We start from the raw sequence: 14791 nt of genomic DNA, 5'->3' as shown, positions 1-14791 counted from the left end.
AAAACAGGATCAAAAGATCGCAGCCTGCGGCAGCTCCTACAGGGATTGCGGTGTCAGGGTCGACACCGCGTGCTGCATTCAGGAGCCGATGTAGCTGGTTTTCACCACGGTGTAGAACTCTTGCGCATAGCGGCCTTGCTCACGTGAGCCATAGGATGAACCCTTACGGCCACCGAACGGAACGTGATAATCGACGCCGGCCGTCGGCAGGTTGACCATGACCATCCCAGCCTGGGAGTGACGCTTGAAGTGGTTGGCGTACTTCAGCGAAGTCGTCGCGATACCCGCCGACAAACCGAACTCGGTGTCGTTGGCCATCGCCAGCGCTGCGTCGTAATCGGCCACGCGAACAATGTTGGCCACCGGCCCGAAAATCTCTTCACGGCTGATGCGCATCGACGCTTCGCTGTCGGCAAACAGCGTTGGCGCGAGGAAGTAGCCTTCGGTGTCACAGGTCACCAGACCGCCACCGCTGACCAGACGCGCACCTTCGGACTGGCCGATGTCGATGTACTTCATATCCTGTTCAAGCTGCGCTTGCGAAACCACTGGACCGATGTCGGTACCGGATTTCAGCGCGTGGCCGACCTTGATCGACTTCATGCGCTCGGCCATCGCCTCGACGAACTTGTCGTGAATCCCGGCGGTGACGATCAAGCGGCTCGACGCCGTGCAGCGCTGACCAGTGGAGTAAAACGCGCTCTGCACCGACAGCTCGACCGCTTGTTTGAGGTCGGCGTCGTCGAGAATGATTTGCGGGTTCTTGCCACCCATTTCCAGCTGGACCTTGGCCTGGCGCGACACGCAGTTAACGGCGATCTGACGACCCACGCCCACCGAACCGGTGAAGCTGATGCCATCGACTTTCGGGCTCTGCACCAACGCATCGCCCACCACGCGGCCGCTGCCCATCACCAGGTTGAACACGCCAGCCGGGAAGCCTGCGCGGGAGATGATTTCCGCCAGTGCCCAAGCGCAACCCGGTACCAGATCGGCCGGTTTCAACACTACGCAGTTGCCGTAGGCCAGCGCCGGGGCGATTTTCCACGCCGGAATGGCGATCGGGAAGTTCCACGGAGTGATCAGACCGACCACGCCCAGCGCTTCGCGGGTCACTTCAACGTTGACGCCCGGACGCACCGACGGCACGTAGTCGCCGGACAGGCGCAGGCATTCGCCGGCGAAGAACTTGAAGATGTTACCGGCACGGGTCACTTCGCCAATGGCTTCGGGCAGGGTCTTGCCCTCTTCGCGCGCCAGCAAGGTGCCGAGTTCTTCACGACGGGCGAGGATTTCCGTGCCGACTTTATCCAGCGAGTCGTGGCGAGCCTGAATGCCCGAAGTCGAGTACGCCGGGAATGCGGCGCGGGCGGCGTCGATGGCGGCGTGTACCTGCGTCAGGTCGGCCTTGGCGTAGTCACCGATGGTGTCGCTGAGTTCGGACGGGTTGATGTTGGCCGAGTAGTCGGCACCGGAAACCCATTCACCGTTGATGTAGTTGTCATAGCGTTTTGCAGTTGTCACAGGGGCAGCCCTCACATCTCAAAGCCTTCACGCAAAAAGCCGCTGATTGCTCAGCGGCCTCGGTTTCATCGGGTGTTACTGCGCACCCTGCTTGTCGATCAGGGCGGCGAGCATTTCGTACTCTTCGCGCGTCAGATCGGTCAGCGGCGCCCGTACCGGGCCTGCGTCATAACCGGCGATTTTTGCGCCTGCCTTGACGATGCTCACGGCATAACCGGCCTTGCGGTTGCGGATGTCGAGGTACGGCAGGAAGAAGTCGTCGATGATCTTGCCGACGGTGGCGTGATCTTCACGGGCGATCGCGTGGTAGAAGTCCATCGCGGTTTTCGGGATGAAGTTGAACACCGCCGAGGAGTAGACCGGAACGCCCAGCGCCTTGTAGGCCGCGGCGTAGACTTCGGCGGTCGGCAGGCCACCCAGGTAGGTGAAGCGATCACCGAGGCGGCGACGGATCGACACCATCAACTCGATATCGCCGAGACCGTCCTTGTAGCCGATCAGGTTCGGGCAGCGCTCGGCCAGACGTTCCAGCAGCGGCGCGGTCAGGCGGCAGACGTTGCGGTTGTAGACAACCACGCCGATGTTGACCGATTTGCACACGGCTTCAACGTGGTCGGCAACACCGTCCTGGCTGGCTTCGGTCAGGTAGTGCGGCAGCAGCAACAGACCTTTGGCGCCCAGACGCTCGGCTTCCTGAGCGTACTCGATGGCCTGACGGGTCGAACCGCCAACACCGGCGAGGATCGGCACGCTGGTGGCGCAGGTGTCGACGGCAGTCTTGATGATTTCCGAATATTCGCTGGCCGCCAGGGAGAAAAACTCACCGGTGCCGCCTGCGGCGAACAGCGCCGAGGCGCCGTATGGGGCCAGCCATTCCAGACGCTTGATGTAGCCCGCGCGGTTGAAATCACCCTGCGCGTTGAAATCGGTCACCGGGAAAGACAACAGACCGGTAGAGAGGATGGACTTCAGTTCTTGTGGATTCATTATTCGAACACCCTGGTAGCGACGTTTTATTGTGATTGAACCGTTCAGCCTTCGCCGAAGTTGTAGGTCATCGTACAACTTAAAAAATAACCGTCAACTGCATTTCATCGTTGAGGGCGATTTTTTGTCGGACAGGATTGTGTTTTCGGGGTGGCTTACGGGAAGGGACGGGCTTACCAGGAGGTTGATCGAAACCCGAGAGGTACGTTGTCTAAAGATAAAATTCATCGTTGGGCCGACTGGCCCCTTCGCGAACAAACCCGCTCCCACACCTGAAATGCATTCCAAATGTGGGAGCAACTGCCTTAAGCCGCCGTTCGTCGAGTCTGGTATTTCTTACAGGTGCCTGCCCCCAGATCCTCCTGACTTAATGGCGCCAGGAGAGAACAAACCGGCTCCGACAGCGCATCGCCAAAATGCGCTATTCAATGGGTTTGAACAGAAGGCTAAAAGGATTTTCATGATGAATACAAAAGTAAACGTACTGCTTGCACCTAAAATCGAAGAGGCTGTCGGAGACAAACTCAGCGTAGGCAAGCTAGTAAACGTCGCCACTGGGATAGTGCCTGTTTACAGTGGGGCGAAGACCGATGATGTGATCACGCTCACTGTGAATAGAGCACTGGCAACAACTTTCACGCTCAGCACGCACTTACCGGCCCAGGGGTCGGGTTACCAATTTCATTCCTGATCCCGGAAGGCATTTTTTCCAAAGGTCTGGTACAAGGCGCCACCGCAGACGTGAGCTATACCGTTAGCCAATCCGGCACCCCAGACCGAGCTTCGCTCGTCCTTAAATTGCACCTTGAGAAGTAAATGATGAAAAAAGTGGCCATTAAATGCGGCCACGCTCTTCACCCCTGCGCCTGCGCTTCTTCATGGGCCTGGCGCAACCGCTCGCGGCTGTTGGTCAGGTGCAGTCGCATGGCCGCGCGGGCGGCATCGCTGTCCTGACGGGCAATCGCTTCGTAGATTTCTTCGTGCTCACGGCTCAGGCGATTCATGTAGTGCTGCTGATCATCATGCGCCAGTCGCGCGGAATTCAGCCGCGTGCGCGGAATGATGCTGGTGCCCAGGTGGGTCATGATGTCGGTGAAATAGCGATTGCCGGTCGACAGCGCGATTTCCAGGTGGAAGGCGAAGTCGGACGCGACGGCATCACTGGCGTGGGCGACGCTGTCGTTCAATGCATCGAGCGCGGCGCGCATGGTTGCCAGTTGCTCGGGGCTGCGGCGTTGCGCGGCGAGGCCGGCGGACTCCACTTCGAGGCTGATGCGCAATTCGAGAATCGCCAACACATCCCGCAACGTAACAACCGTGGCCGGGTCGATGCGGAAGCCGCTCGGGCTTGGCGTGTCGAGCACAAACGTGCCGATGCCATGGCGGGTTTCCACTTGGCCTGCAGCCTGCAAACGGGAAATCGCCTCGCGCACCACGGTGCGGCTGACGCCATGGGCTTCCATGATTGCCGACTCGGTCGGCAGCTTGTCGCCACGCTTGAGCAGACCATCGCGGATCTGCTCGCTCAGCACCGTCACCAGTTCCTGGGCCAGGCTGCGGCGCTTGCGTGGGAGGCGCGGGGTGTCGATCAGGTTTTCCATGGTCTGCATCTTGTCTCGAAAATTCGGCTTGGGGTGCATCATAGCTCAAGCAAGTTGTACGATCACTTTCAACACGACGTTCCTGTAGGTGCTGCCGAAGGCTGCGATCTTTTGATCTTGACCTTTTAGAATCAAAAGATCGCAGCCTTCGGCAGCTCCTACAAGGGATCCATGGCGTCAGGCGGTCACGGTTTGCTCTACCAAGTGCCCGCTGTCGATGCGCACATGCCTTGGATGAAATCGTTTTAAACTGCTGCGATGACCGACGCTGACAATGCTCAGGCCCGGCAACTGATCGATCAGCGCCTGATACAGCGTCGCCTCGTCTTCCTCATCCATCGCCGACGTGGCTTCGTCCATGTACAGCCATTGCGGCGCATAAAGCATGGCGCGGGCGAAAGCCAAGCGCTGTTGCTCACCCGGCGAGAGCATGCGCTGCCAGTGATTGGCTTCATCCAGACGGTTGACCAGATGCGGCAGACGGCAGGTTTCCAGCACCTGGGCATAACGCTCCGGTGCATAGGTATCGCCGGGTTGTGGATAACTCAACGCCTCGCGCAACGTGCCGATCGGCAGATACGGTTTTTGCGGCAGAAACAGATAACGCGCCGCCGGCAAACGAATATTGCCGTGCCCCGCTGGCCATAGATGTCCCATCGCCCGCAGCAGGGTCGACTTGCCGCTGCCGGAACGACCACTGACCATGACACGCTCACCCGGCTCGACGGTCATGTCGGCGCTGGTCAACAGATGACGGCCGTCGGCCAGGTCGAGGCCAAGGTTGTGCACCTTCAATTCACTGCCCTGATTCTGCACATCGATGGCCGGCACCCGCTGCTCGTTGTCGGTCATCGCCTGACGGAAACTCAGCAGACGATCACAGGTGGCGCGCCACGAGGCCAGCTCTTGATAGGCGCTGATGAACCAGCTGAAACTCTCCTGAACGTTGCCGAATGCGGAGCTGATCTGCATCAGTTCACCGAGTTCGATCTTGCCGGTGAAGTAACGCGGTGCCGCAACGATAAACGGGAAGATCACGGCTGCCTGACTGTAGCCGGCGGTAAAAAAGGTCAGTCGCTTGGACACTTTCATAATGTCCCAGAAGTTGTGCCAGACCAGACCGAAACGGTTGCTCAGGCGGCGGTTCTCGTTCGGCTCGCCGTTGTACAACGCGATGCTCTCGGCATTCTCACGAATTCGCACCATGGAGAAACGCAGGTCAGCTTCGAAACGTTGTTGTCTGTTGTTCAGACCGATCAGGCGCCGACCGATCAAATGCGTCAGCCAACTACCCACCCCTGCGTAAATCAGCACACACCAGAACATGTAGCCGGGAATCGTGACTCCGAACACTTCGATGCTGCCCGATACGCCCCAGAGGATGATCGAAAAAGACACCAGACTGACGACATTGCTCAGCAAGCCAATACCCAGGCTCAAGGTGGTGGCGGTGAATTTGTTGAGGTCTTCGGAAATCCGCTGGTCCGGGTTATCGGTGTAACCGCCCTGCTCCAGCTGGTAATAATTCTTGTCGGCAAGCCAACGGGAAAAATGCTTTTCAGTGAGCCACGCCCGCCAGCGAATCGTCAGCATCTGGGTCAGATACAGCCTATACACGGCACCAACAATCGCCACGGCCGCAATGCCGCAAAAATACAGAATCAAGCGCCAGAACGCCGCTTCATCCTTCTTCTGCAGCGCGTTGTAGAAATCCTTGTACCAGGTGTTGAACCACACCGAGATGCCCACGCTCAGCAGCGAGAGTGCGATCACCGCAATCAGCAGCGTCCAGGCCTTGCCCTTCTCTTCACTGCGCCAGTACGGCGTGATGATCGCCCACACCTTACGAAAAAACTGCCCGCGCACAGCATCGTTGACCGCGGAATATTCAGCGTTCTGATTCATGGATAAGGCTCGATATAGAAAAGAACAGACACGCACCGATCATAGTAGATCGGTGCGTTTTATCGCGAGGGTGGGACAGGCTCATTCAGGGAATGTTCAGAATCAGAAGGGTTTTGGCCGTGCAGACAATGCCCATACCGTTCGTCACGACTGTCAGAGTTGACAGTAGAGTGGGGAGATTCTGGCTGATCAACTGCATTAGCCTCCTGCGAGCGACTTCGCTGTGATCAGGAGAACAGAGCAGCCCCCCTGACATCGAAAGGAATTGATCATGACTGAGACAAAAAACCCACTCAATGCTCCAGCCAGCGAATCCATTGAGAATGGCAAACTGTCTATCAGTAAGCTGGGCGCATCGGGAGCCAAGTTCAGATTCTGGTCCGACAATCCCGAAGTTCACATCGGAAATGTCTGGATTGGTGAGGCCTCCGAACCCAAAATCGAACAGAAACCCGGTAAACCGAATGAGTTCATTCTCACAGTTTCAAAGCCGACCGTGGAAAGTTGGTTAGGGCTGGATCTCTACGCGCAATGCAACGCGACTCTGCACGACACCGATCTCACTTCGCCAAAAACGTTCTTTACCGTTGTAAGTTGAATCCAGGGCGCTACCCGAGCTGTCGGGTAGCGCCTATTTATTCAGTCTTACTCGATCTTGCCAAAAATCTCTCAGCGACGAACCGGGCGCTTCTGCAGTTTGCGCTGCAGGGTACGGCGGTGCATGCCCAGGGCGCGGGCAGTGGCGGAGATGTTGCCTTCGTGTTCGGTGAGTACGCGCTGAATGTGCTCCCACTGCAGGCGATCGACCGACATCGGGTTTTCCGGCACCAGACTGTCCAGGTCAGCGTGCTCGGAGAGCAGCGCGGCCAGTACGTCGTCGGCGTCGGCCGGTTTGCACAGGTAGTTGCAGGCACCGCGCTTGATCGCCTCGACGGCGGTGGCAATGCTCGAATAACCGGTGAGGATCACCACGCGCATTTCCGGGTCCAGCTCCAGCAGCTTGGGCAGCAGCACCAGACCGGAGTCGCCGTCCATTTTCAGGTCGAGCGCAGCATAATCAGGCAGATCGGCCTGGGCGATGGTCAGGCCTTCTTCGGCCGAACCTGCGGTGCTGACGCGAAAGCCACGACGAGCCATGGCGCGCGCCATCACTCGGGTGAACGTTGCGTCGTCGTCGACCAGCAGCAAATGCGGCAGTTCTTCGCCTTCGACTTGGATTTCGTCACTCATGTTGGTCTCCTCGGGCGCCGTGGGGCAGGCGCAGCTCGGTGAGCGTGCCGCCTTCCTCATGACTATAGAGTTTCACTGAGCCGCCGGCGCGTGTCACGCTGGCCTTGCTCAAAAACAGGCCCAGGCCGAAACCTTTGCCCTTGGTGGTAAAAAATGGTTTGCCGATCTGCTCGGCGATGGCCAGCGGCACACCGGCACCGTGGTCACGAATACTGATGGTCACGGTTTCCGCGTCCCAGTCCAGGGTCACTTTGAGATTTTCCGGGCAGGCATCGGCGGCGTTGTTGAGCAGATTCAACAGCGCCTGAGTCAGATCCGGCGGCGGCGCCATGCGCGGCACAGTGCCTTGGCCGAGGCGATGGAAGCGATAACTGGCTTCCGGGCGCATCAGGTGCCAGCGGTTGAGTGCTTCATCGAGCCAGTCGGTGACGTCCTGCATCTCGACGGCCAGACGTCGATTGGCTTCGGCGGCGCGGACCAATTGCTGCAAGGTTTCCTTGCACAGTTTGACCTGGTCTTGCAGCACCTTCAGATCGTCCTGCAACAGCGGGTCGGGATGATCCTGCTGCATCTCCTTGAGCAACACGCTCATGGTCGCCAGCGGTGTACCGAGTTCATGCGCAGCGCCAGCAGCCTGGGTGGCGACGGCCAGCAATTGCTGATCGCGCAGACCTTCTTCACGACGGATCGCACGTAACTCTTCCTGACGGCGCAGCTCTTCGGCCATGCGCGCGGCGAAGAACGTGATCACCGCAGCGGCCAGCGCAAAGCTCAGCCACATGCCGTAGATCTGCAGGTTCTCGCGGGCCACCGGCAAGGTTTCCAACGGATAGAAACGCGTCAGCATCACCGTGTACAGCGCCAGCGCGATGCCCGACAGGATCACCGAATAACGCCACGGCAGCGTCACGGCGGCGATGGTCAGCGGCACCAGATAATAGGAAACGAACGGGTTGGTCGAACCGCCGGAGAAATACAGCAGCGCACTGTGGATCACCAGGTCGCAGGCCAGTTGCAGCGCATATTCAAGCTCGGTCACCGGCCACGAGGTGCGCAAGCGCACGGCGGTGAACACGCAGAGCAGAATCGAACAGCCGAGGGTCATCGCCAGTTGCACCCACGGCAACGGCAACAGCTGCAGCCAGTAGGCCAGGCCTACGGAACCTGCCTGCGCGGCGAGCACCAGCGTGCGGATGAAAGTCAGCCGCCAGAGGTTCTGGCGAGTGGCGGAAGTCAGTTGTACGGGGGCGAGCATGAGCTCTCCTGATGAGCGCTCCAGGCGGATCGCACGGAGTATAACCAAGCCGCGCCCTTCAGAGGCGAAAGTGCGGCAAACGACCACATGGCGACGATGGAGATTTCATCTGAGTTGAAAAAAATTCCGGGGCTACCGGAGATCAATTGTGGCGAGGGGATTTATCCCCGCTGGGTGGCGGAGCCGCCCCAAATCATGCGACCTCATTTAACCAGACATACCGCGTCAGCCGGATTTGCGACTGCTGCGCAGCCGAACGGGGATAAATCCCCTCGCCACAAAAGCTCTCTGAACTTGGGGTCCGCGGTATCTGTATAGAAGTTGTAACTGGGCGAACCGGAGCATAAAAGCTAGAGTCTGATGGTTTCACGCAGGCCCCCGAACCATCACCTGCGCCCTCATCAAGGAGCTTTCATGCACACATTTCGCCGCAGCGCCGCCCTTCTCGCCCTGACCGTCGGCAGCGTCGCCAGCCTTCCGGCGCTGGCCGCCGATGAGCTGCACTACAATCAGATCTCCCTGCGCGCCGAAGTCAGCACGGAAGTCGCCCGCGACCAGATGATCGTCACCCTCTACACCGAAGAACAAAACACCGACCCGGCCAAACTCGCCGCCGACGTCAGCACCACCATGAACAAGGCCCTGGCCCAGGCCAAGCAAGTCAAAGACATCACCTTGCGCCAGGGCAGCCGCAACAGCTATCCGATCTACGATACCAAAGGCCAAAAGATCACCGGCTGGCGTGAACGCGCCGAACTGCGCCTGGAAAGCTCCGACTTCGCCGCCCTGTCCAAACTCACCGGCGAACTGTTGGGTGACCTGAAAATGGGTGGCATGGACTTCGCCATCGCCGACGCGACCCGCAAAACCAGTGAAGACCAACTGCTGAAAGAAGCCGTCAGCGCCTTCAAGGCCCGCGCCCAATTGGCCACCGACGCCCTGGGCGGCAAGGGCTACAAAATCGTCAACCTGAACCTCAACAGCAACGGTTATCCACAACCGTACCTGCGTGCACCGATGATGATGAAAGCGGCGGCGATGGATTCGGCGCCAGTGACGCCGGAAGTTGAAGCAGGCACCAGCCAGGTGAGCATGACGGCTGATGGTTCGATTGAAGTGTTGATGCAGTGATTTGACGTGGGCTGAATGAAAGACCGGCGATCCGTGAAGGGTCGCCGGTTTTTTTGTGTCCGAATTTTGGGGGGAATGATTTGCCGCCATCGCTGGCAAGCCAGCTCCCACAGGTTCTGTAGTGTTTTGAAAATTGCATACAACCCTGTGGGAGCGGGCTTGCCCGCGATGAACGATAACGCGGTATCCCGACCAATCAGGTCTGCGGATCCACCCGATCCAGCGCGCGGTTCACGGCAAGCTCCGCCAGCATCACAATCTGCTGAATCGCCAGCGCCGTGCTGCGTTGCGGACGGCTGAGCTGATCAGCGAAATCGCCTGCCATGACATTCGCCGAAGCGAGTGACTCGCAGGCATGCGCGAGCAGACTTTCCGTGTCGATGTTCGGGTGAACAAGGAACATCGTGCTGGGCAGACGCGGTTTACTGGGTTCGGGGCTGAGGTAGAAATCGAGGGCGCGTTTTATCGCTTCGCGGTTTTTGATCTGATCGTCGGCGCGGGTGGCGTCTTCGAGCGGGGTTGTGGGTTCGAGGGGTGGATCGGGAACTGGCTTATTCATTGGAAACCCTATTTTTGCAAATGAGGGCCATCCCTTGCCGTTTCTCACGCGGCGAAGTGGGTGGCAGCTATGTGCGGGGTGAGAAACCGGAAAAATAGGAAAACCGGCCAGACCGAAGTCTGCCCGCACACAGCCGCCATAGCGCATTTGCAGACAGCGAATAAGCTGGCGGCAATTATGCGGATACGGGAACCGAATCACTAATTTTTCCCGGGTTCTCACACCCGTCCGCTGATCATTCAGCGACACCCAGAGCCTAGAGAGCCCACGTCCGACGGACAACCTGAAAACCTTGTGGGAAGGTTCCCCAATTTCACAACACTTTTAAACACCCCACCCCTGTAGGAGCTGCCGAAGGCTGCGATCTTTTGACGTTGATCTTTCAACACCAGAAGCAAAATCAAAAGATCGCAGCCTGCGGCAGCTCCTACAGAGGTAAGTGCCAATATTGGGTTGGCTGTCAGGCCGTCTTCGCGAGCAAGCTTTGCTCCTACAAAAGCAAGATCAAAAGATCGCAGCCTTCGGCAGCTCCTACATGAAACTCGCGGCGCAGCCGCACCACTCGCAGGATGAGCGTTAGCTCGGCTGCAGCTCTTGATCTTGATCCACAGGCGACGTCGGAAGGCTGAGTGGAGGGATTGATCCGGGGGTGGGAGCGCAGCGACCGTTTGGCGAAGCCAAACACAGCGAGAGGAGGTGCAGCGAAGCAAACCGTAGGCGCTGCCCCCCGGATCGATCCCGGAGCGAAGGAACCCCGAGCCCCAGCGAGCGGGCCGAACGTAGGAGCAAGCGTTTTTTGCTTACTTTTTTTGGCGTTTGAAAAAAAGTGAGTCGCCGTCAGGGCGAAACCCTAAGCAGCCGTTACCGCAGCAACGGATATGTACCCGAAAAAGCCCCTACATATACCGAGATAGACACTCCAACAGGAAAAACGATATTTCCGACCCTCCCCAAATCCCCGCTACCCTAAAAAAACCACCACCTCCAATTTCCCCGGGGACTCCATGCCAAGATCCACCCTAAAACCGCTCCTGATCTCCCTGGCCCTGGCCACAACCGCCCCACTGGCAAACGCCGCCACAACCCTGGTCTACTGCTCCGAAGCCAGCCCGGCCGGCTTCGACCCCAGTCAATACACCAGCGGCACCGACTTCGACGCCTCCGCCGAAACCGTCTTCAACCGCCTCACACAATTCCAGCGCGGCGGCACCGACATCGAACCCGGCCTGGCAACAAAATGGGACGTCTCCGCTGACGGCCTGCAATACACCTTCCACCTGCGCCAAAACGTAAAATTCCACACCACCGACTACTTCAAACCCACCCGCGACTTCAACGCCGACGACGTCCTCTTCACCTTCCAGCGCCTGCTCGACCCGGACAACGCCTTCCGCAAGGCCTACCCGGCCGAATCCCCGTACTTCACCGACATGGGCCTGAACACCACAATCAAATCGGTCGAAAAACTCGATGACCAGACCGTGCGCTTCAACCTCAACAAAGTCGACGCCGCGTTCGTGCAAAACCTCGCCATGAGCTTCGCCTCGGTGCAATCGGCCGAATACGCCGCCCAACTGCTGAAGGAAGGCAAAGCCGCCGACCTCAACCAGAAACCCATCGGCACCGGCCCGTTCGTGTTCAAGCGCTACCAGAAGGATTCACAAATCCGCTACGCCGCCAACAAGGCCTACTGGAAACCCGAAGACGTCAAAATCGATAACCTGATCTTCTCGATCACCCCGGACGCCGCCGTGCGCCTGCAAAAGCTCAAGGCCGGCGAATGCCAGGTCAGCGGCTACCCACGCCCGGCCGACATCGAAGTGATGGAAAAAGACCCGAACCTGCGCGTGCTCAAACAGGCCGGATTCAACCTCGGCTTCCTCGCCTACAACACCACCCACGCACCCCTCGACCAGCTCAAAGTGCGGCAGGCGCTGGACATGGCCATCGACAAACCGGCGATCATCAAAGCCGTCTACCAGAGTGCCGGCCAGCTGGCGCAAAACGCCTTGCCGCCGGCGCAATGGTCGTATGACCCGACCATCAAGGATGCGCCTTACGATCCGGTCAAAGCCCGGGTGCTACTGAAAGAAGCAGGGGTTGCACCGGGTACAACCATCAACCTTTGGGCAATGACGGTGCAGCGCGCCTCGAACCCGAATGCGCGGATGTCAGCGCAGATGATCCAACAGGATTGGGAGAAAATCGGCATCAAGGCCAACATCGTCAGCTATGAATGGGGCGAGTACATCAAGCGTGCAAAAAATGGCGAACACGACGCGATGATCTATGGTTGGACCGGTGACAACGGTGACCCGGACAACTGGCTCGGCGTGCTCTACAGCTGCGCGGCGGTGAAAGGCAGCAACTACGCCAAATGGTGCGACCCGGCCTACGACAAGCTGGTGCAGCAGGCCAAAGTCTCCACCGACAAGACGCAGCGGGTAAAACTGTATCAACAGGCCCAGTTGATTCTTAAACAGCAGGTGCCGATCACCCCGATCGCCAACTCCACGGTGTTCCAGCCACTGCGCAAGGAAGTTACTGACTTCCGGATCAGTCCGTTCGGTCTAACCCCCTTCTACGGTGTGGGTATAAATAAGTAACACCAAGCCCCAACGCGGCGCGCACAACGTGACCGGCGCACCGTTTTGGGGCTTCGTTTGCACCGTAAAAACCACGCGCAAACGGTCAAATGCGTCAAAAGTTATACAGATGCGACATTAAGGTACGTACGTGCCACCGTTTAACGCTCGCTCACACTCTGGATCTTGCAATGGGTATGGCCCCTGCATAAGTATCCGCAGGCACGACTCACGAGGTCGTACCTCACAACTAAAAAATGACAACAAATCATGAGGCCAACATGCTTAAACACGCGGTCATTCCGTTTCTAGTCGGCGCAGGCTTGTTAGCCTCCGCACCTTTCGCATCCGCTGCGACTAACCTGGTGTTCTGCTCCGAAGGCAGCCCGGCCGGTTTCGACCCGGGCCAGTACACCACCGGAACCGACTTCGACGCCTCAGCTGAAACCATGTTCAACCGTCTGACCCAGTTTGAGCGCGGCGGCACCGCCGTGATTCCTGGTCTGGCGACCAAGTGGGACATTTCCGATGATGGCCTGACGTACACCTTCCACCTGCGCGAAGGCGTCAAGTTCCACACTACCCCGTATTTCAAGCCGACTCGTGAGTTCAACGCCGACGACGTACTGTTCACCTTCAATCGCATGATTAACAAGGATGACCCGTTCCGTAAGGCGTACCCGACCGAATTCCCGTACTTCACCGACATGGGGATGGACACCAACATCACCAAGATCGATAAAGTCGACGACCACACCGTCAAGTTCACCCTGAAAGAAGTCGACGCAGCGTTCATCCAGAACATGGCCATGAGCTTCGCTTCCGTGCAGTCCGCCGAGTACGCGGCCCAGTTGCTCAAGGAAGGCAAAGCTGCCGACATCAACCAGAAGCCGATCGGCACTGGTCCGTTCGTGTTCAAGAGCTACCAGAAAGACTCCAACATCCGTTACACCGGCAACAAGGATTACTGGAAGCCGGATGACGTGAAGATCGACAACCTGATCTTCGCTATCACCACCGACCCGTCGGTACGTATCCAGAAGCTGAAAAAGAACGAGTGCCAGGTCACCCTGTTCCCGCGTCCGGCCGACCTGAAAGCGCTGAAAGAAGACAAGTCCCTGAAGATGCCTGATCAGGCGGGCTTCAACCTCGGCTACATCGCCTATAACGTGATGGACAAGGTCAAGGACAGCAACGAGCCAAACCCGCTGGCTGACCTGCGTGTACGTCAGGCGCTGGACATGGCTGTGAACAAGCCACAGATCATCGATTCGGTTTACCAGGGCGCAGGCCAACTGGCGGTCAACGCCATGCCGCCAACCCAGTGGTCTTACGACACCACCATCAAAGATGCCAAGTACGACCCTGAGAAAGCCAAGCAGCTGCTCAAGGAAGCTGGCGTCAAGGAAGGTACCGAGATCGTTCTGTGGGCGATGCCGGTGCAGCGTCCATACAACCCGAACGCCAAACTGATGGCCGAAATGCTCCAGTCCGACTGGGCCAAGATCGGCTTGAAAGTGAAGATCACCAGCTATGAGTGGGGCGAGTACATCAAGCGCTCCAAAGGTGGCGAGAACCAGGCCATGCTCATTGGCTGGAGCGGTGACAATGGTGATCCGGACAACTGGCTGAACGTGCTGTTCGGCTGCGACTCGCTCAGCGGCAACAACTTCTCCAAGTGGTGCGACAAGAAGTTCGACGGCCTCGTCAAAGAAGCCAAGCGCACAACCGACCAAGGCAAGCGCACCGAACTGTACAAAGAGGCGCAACACGTCCTCAAAGATGCAGTCCCGATGACACCTATCGCTCACTCGACGGTGTACCAACCCATGCGCGCCAACGTGCAGGATTTCAAGATCAGCCCATTCGGCTTGAACTCCTTCTACGGCGTCAGCGTCAGCAAATAAGGCATCACAGCGGCGACGTTCATGACGTCGCCGCTGTTTTACCTGCCGGGAAGTTAGGAATTTTCTTACAGCCAATTCCACTGCGGGTGACTGCAACGGTCTAGGCG

12 protein-coding genes are annotated in these 14791 nt (G+C 58.3%); 5 read left to right on the top strand and 7 right to left on the bottom strand.

Going from position 1 to position 14791, the window contains the following annotated elements; translation table 11 throughout:
- Positions 1 to 78: 78 nt before the first annotated feature.
- Together ACQ4MY_RS00725 and kdgD are read right to left on the bottom strand one after the other, a co-directional pair.
- Positions 79 to 1524 carry an aldehyde dehydrogenase family protein gene (locus tag ACQ4MY_RS00725; protein WP_440093179.1) on the bottom strand — a complete coding sequence of 482 codons (1446 nt, stop codon included), beginning with the start codon at positions 1522 to 1524 and terminating at the stop codon, positions 79 to 81.
- A gap of 75 nt (positions 1525 to 1599) precedes the next feature.
- Positions 1600 to 2511, bottom strand: a complete 912-nt coding sequence (gene kdgD, locus ACQ4MY_RS00720) for a 5-dehydro-4-deoxyglucarate dehydratase (RefSeq protein WP_008086619.1) — start codon at positions 2509 to 2511, stop codon at positions 1600 to 1602.
- Between the two features lie 463 nt (positions 2512 to 2974).
- Here kdgD and ACQ4MY_RS00715 point away from each other — a divergent pair, with 463 nt between their 5' ends.
- Entirely contained in the window at positions 2975 to 3202 is a 228-nt protein-coding gene (locus tag ACQ4MY_RS00715; protein ID WP_440093177.1) for a hypothetical protein, read from the top strand.
- 163 nt (positions 3203 to 3365) lie between these two features.
- Here the strand turns inward: ACQ4MY_RS00715 and ACQ4MY_RS00710 are convergent, their stop codons facing one another.
- Entirely contained in the window at positions 3366 to 4112 is a 747-nt protein-coding gene (locus ACQ4MY_RS00710) for a FadR/GntR family transcriptional regulator (protein WP_440093176.1), read from the bottom strand.
- A 177-nt stretch (positions 4113 to 4289) separates the two neighbouring features.
- Positions 4290 to 6017, bottom strand: coding sequence for an ABC transporter ATP-binding protein/permease (locus tag ACQ4MY_RS00705; protein WP_440093174.1), 1728 nt, complete (start codon positions 6015 to 6017; stop codon positions 4290 to 4292).
- A 271-nt stretch (positions 6018 to 6288) separates the two neighbouring features.
- On the opposite strand from ACQ4MY_RS00705, the gene ACQ4MY_RS00700 reads away from it, so the two are divergent.
- The gene (locus ACQ4MY_RS00700) at positions 6289 to 6615 is read left to right on the top strand and encodes a hypothetical protein (protein WP_440093172.1); all 327 of its coding nucleotides are present in this window, start codon (positions 6289 to 6291) and stop codon (positions 6613 to 6615) included.
- 71 nt (positions 6616 to 6686) lie between these two features.
- Here the strand turns inward: ACQ4MY_RS00700 and ACQ4MY_RS00695 are convergent, their stop codons facing one another.
- Positions 6687 to 7247 carry a response regulator transcription factor gene (locus ACQ4MY_RS00695; protein WP_003221630.1) on the bottom strand — a complete coding sequence of 187 codons (561 nt, stop codon included), beginning with the start codon at positions 7245 to 7247 and terminating at the stop codon, positions 6687 to 6689.
- Positions 7240 to 8502, bottom strand: a complete 1263-nt coding sequence (locus tag ACQ4MY_RS00690) for an ATP-binding protein (RefSeq protein WP_008086607.1) — start codon at positions 8500 to 8502, stop codon at positions 7240 to 7242. Before ACQ4MY_RS00690 ends, ACQ4MY_RS00695 begins: the two co-directional genes overlap by 8 nt.
- 414 nt (positions 8503 to 8916) lie before the next feature.
- Here ACQ4MY_RS00690 and ACQ4MY_RS00685 point away from each other — a divergent pair, with 414 nt between their 5' ends.
- Complete coding sequence (locus ACQ4MY_RS00685; protein ID WP_440093171.1) at positions 8917 to 9633, top strand: SIMPL domain-containing protein; 717 nt, start codon at positions 8917 to 8919, stop codon at positions 9631 to 9633.
- Positions 9634 to 9829: 196 nt separating this feature from the next.
- Here the strand turns inward: ACQ4MY_RS00685 and ACQ4MY_RS00680 are convergent, their stop codons facing one another.
- Positions 9830 to 10192 (bottom strand): DUF6124 family protein, encoded by a 363-nt coding sequence (locus ACQ4MY_RS00680; protein ID WP_440093169.1) that lies wholly within the window; start codon positions 10190 to 10192, stop codon positions 9830 to 9832.
- Positions 10193 to 11196: 1004 nt separating this feature from the next.
- Here ACQ4MY_RS00680 and ACQ4MY_RS00675 point away from each other — a divergent pair.
- Both ACQ4MY_RS00675 and ACQ4MY_RS00670 read left to right on the top strand, forming a co-directional pair.
- Positions 11197 to 12798, top strand: a complete 1602-nt coding sequence (locus ACQ4MY_RS00675; RefSeq protein WP_440093167.1) for an ABC transporter substrate-binding protein — start codon at positions 11197 to 11199, stop codon at positions 12796 to 12798.
- Positions 12799 to 13058: 260 nt separating this feature from the next.
- Entirely contained in the window at positions 13059 to 14684 is a 1626-nt protein-coding gene (locus tag ACQ4MY_RS00670) for an ABC transporter substrate-binding protein (protein ID WP_008085281.1), read from the top strand.
- The last annotated feature ends 107 nt before the right edge of the window (positions 14685 to 14791 follow it).

Source organism: Pseudomonas sp. SM4, assembly GCF_051913165.1.
In the GTDB taxonomy this organism is placed as follows: domain Bacteria; phylum Pseudomonadota; class Gammaproteobacteria; order Pseudomonadales; family Pseudomonadaceae; genus Aquipseudomonas.
This window is presented reverse-complemented; position numbering and strand designations above follow the sequence as displayed.

Bases quoted from the DNA above. Each gene is read 5' to 3' on its own strand.
- ACQ4MY_RS00710 (WP_440093176.1), bottom strand. From the start codon at position 4,112: ATGGAAAACCTGATCGACACCCCGCGCCTCCCACGCAAGCGCCGCAGC.
- ACQ4MY_RS00685 (WP_440093171.1), top strand. From the start codon at position 8,917: ATGCACACATTTCGCCGCAGCGCCGCCCTTCTCGCCCTGACCGTCGGC.
- kdgD (WP_008086619.1), bottom strand. From the start codon at position 2,511: ATGAATCCACAAGAACTGAAGTCCATCCTCTCTACCGGTCTGTTGTCT.
- ACQ4MY_RS00690 (WP_008086607.1), bottom strand. From the start codon at position 8,502: ATGCTCGCCCCCGTACAACTGACTTCCGCCACTCGCCAGAACCTCTGG.
- ACQ4MY_RS00680 (WP_440093169.1), bottom strand. From the start codon at position 10,192: ATGAATAAGCCAGTTCCCGATCCACCCCTCGAACCCACAACCCCGCTC.
- ACQ4MY_RS00695 (WP_003221630.1), bottom strand. From the start codon at position 7,247: ATGAGTGACGAAATCCAAGTCGAAGGCGAAGAACTGCCGCATTTGCTG.
- ACQ4MY_RS00715 (WP_440093177.1), top strand. From the start codon at position 2,975: ATGAATACAAAAGTAAACGTACTGCTTGCACCTAAAATCGAAGAGGCT.
- ACQ4MY_RS00700 (WP_440093172.1), top strand. From the start codon at position 6,289: ATGACTGAGACAAAAAACCCACTCAATGCTCCAGCCAGCGAATCCATT.
- ACQ4MY_RS00705 (WP_440093174.1), bottom strand. From the start codon at position 6,017: ATGAATCAGAACGCTGAATATTCCGCGGTCAACGATGCTGTGCGCGGG.
- ACQ4MY_RS00675 (WP_440093167.1), top strand. From the start codon at position 11,197: ATGCCAAGATCCACCCTAAAACCGCTCCTGATCTCCCTGGCCCTGGCC.
- ACQ4MY_RS00670 (WP_008085281.1), top strand. From the start codon at position 13,059: ATGCTTAAACACGCGGTCATTCCGTTTCTAGTCGGCGCAGGCTTGTTA.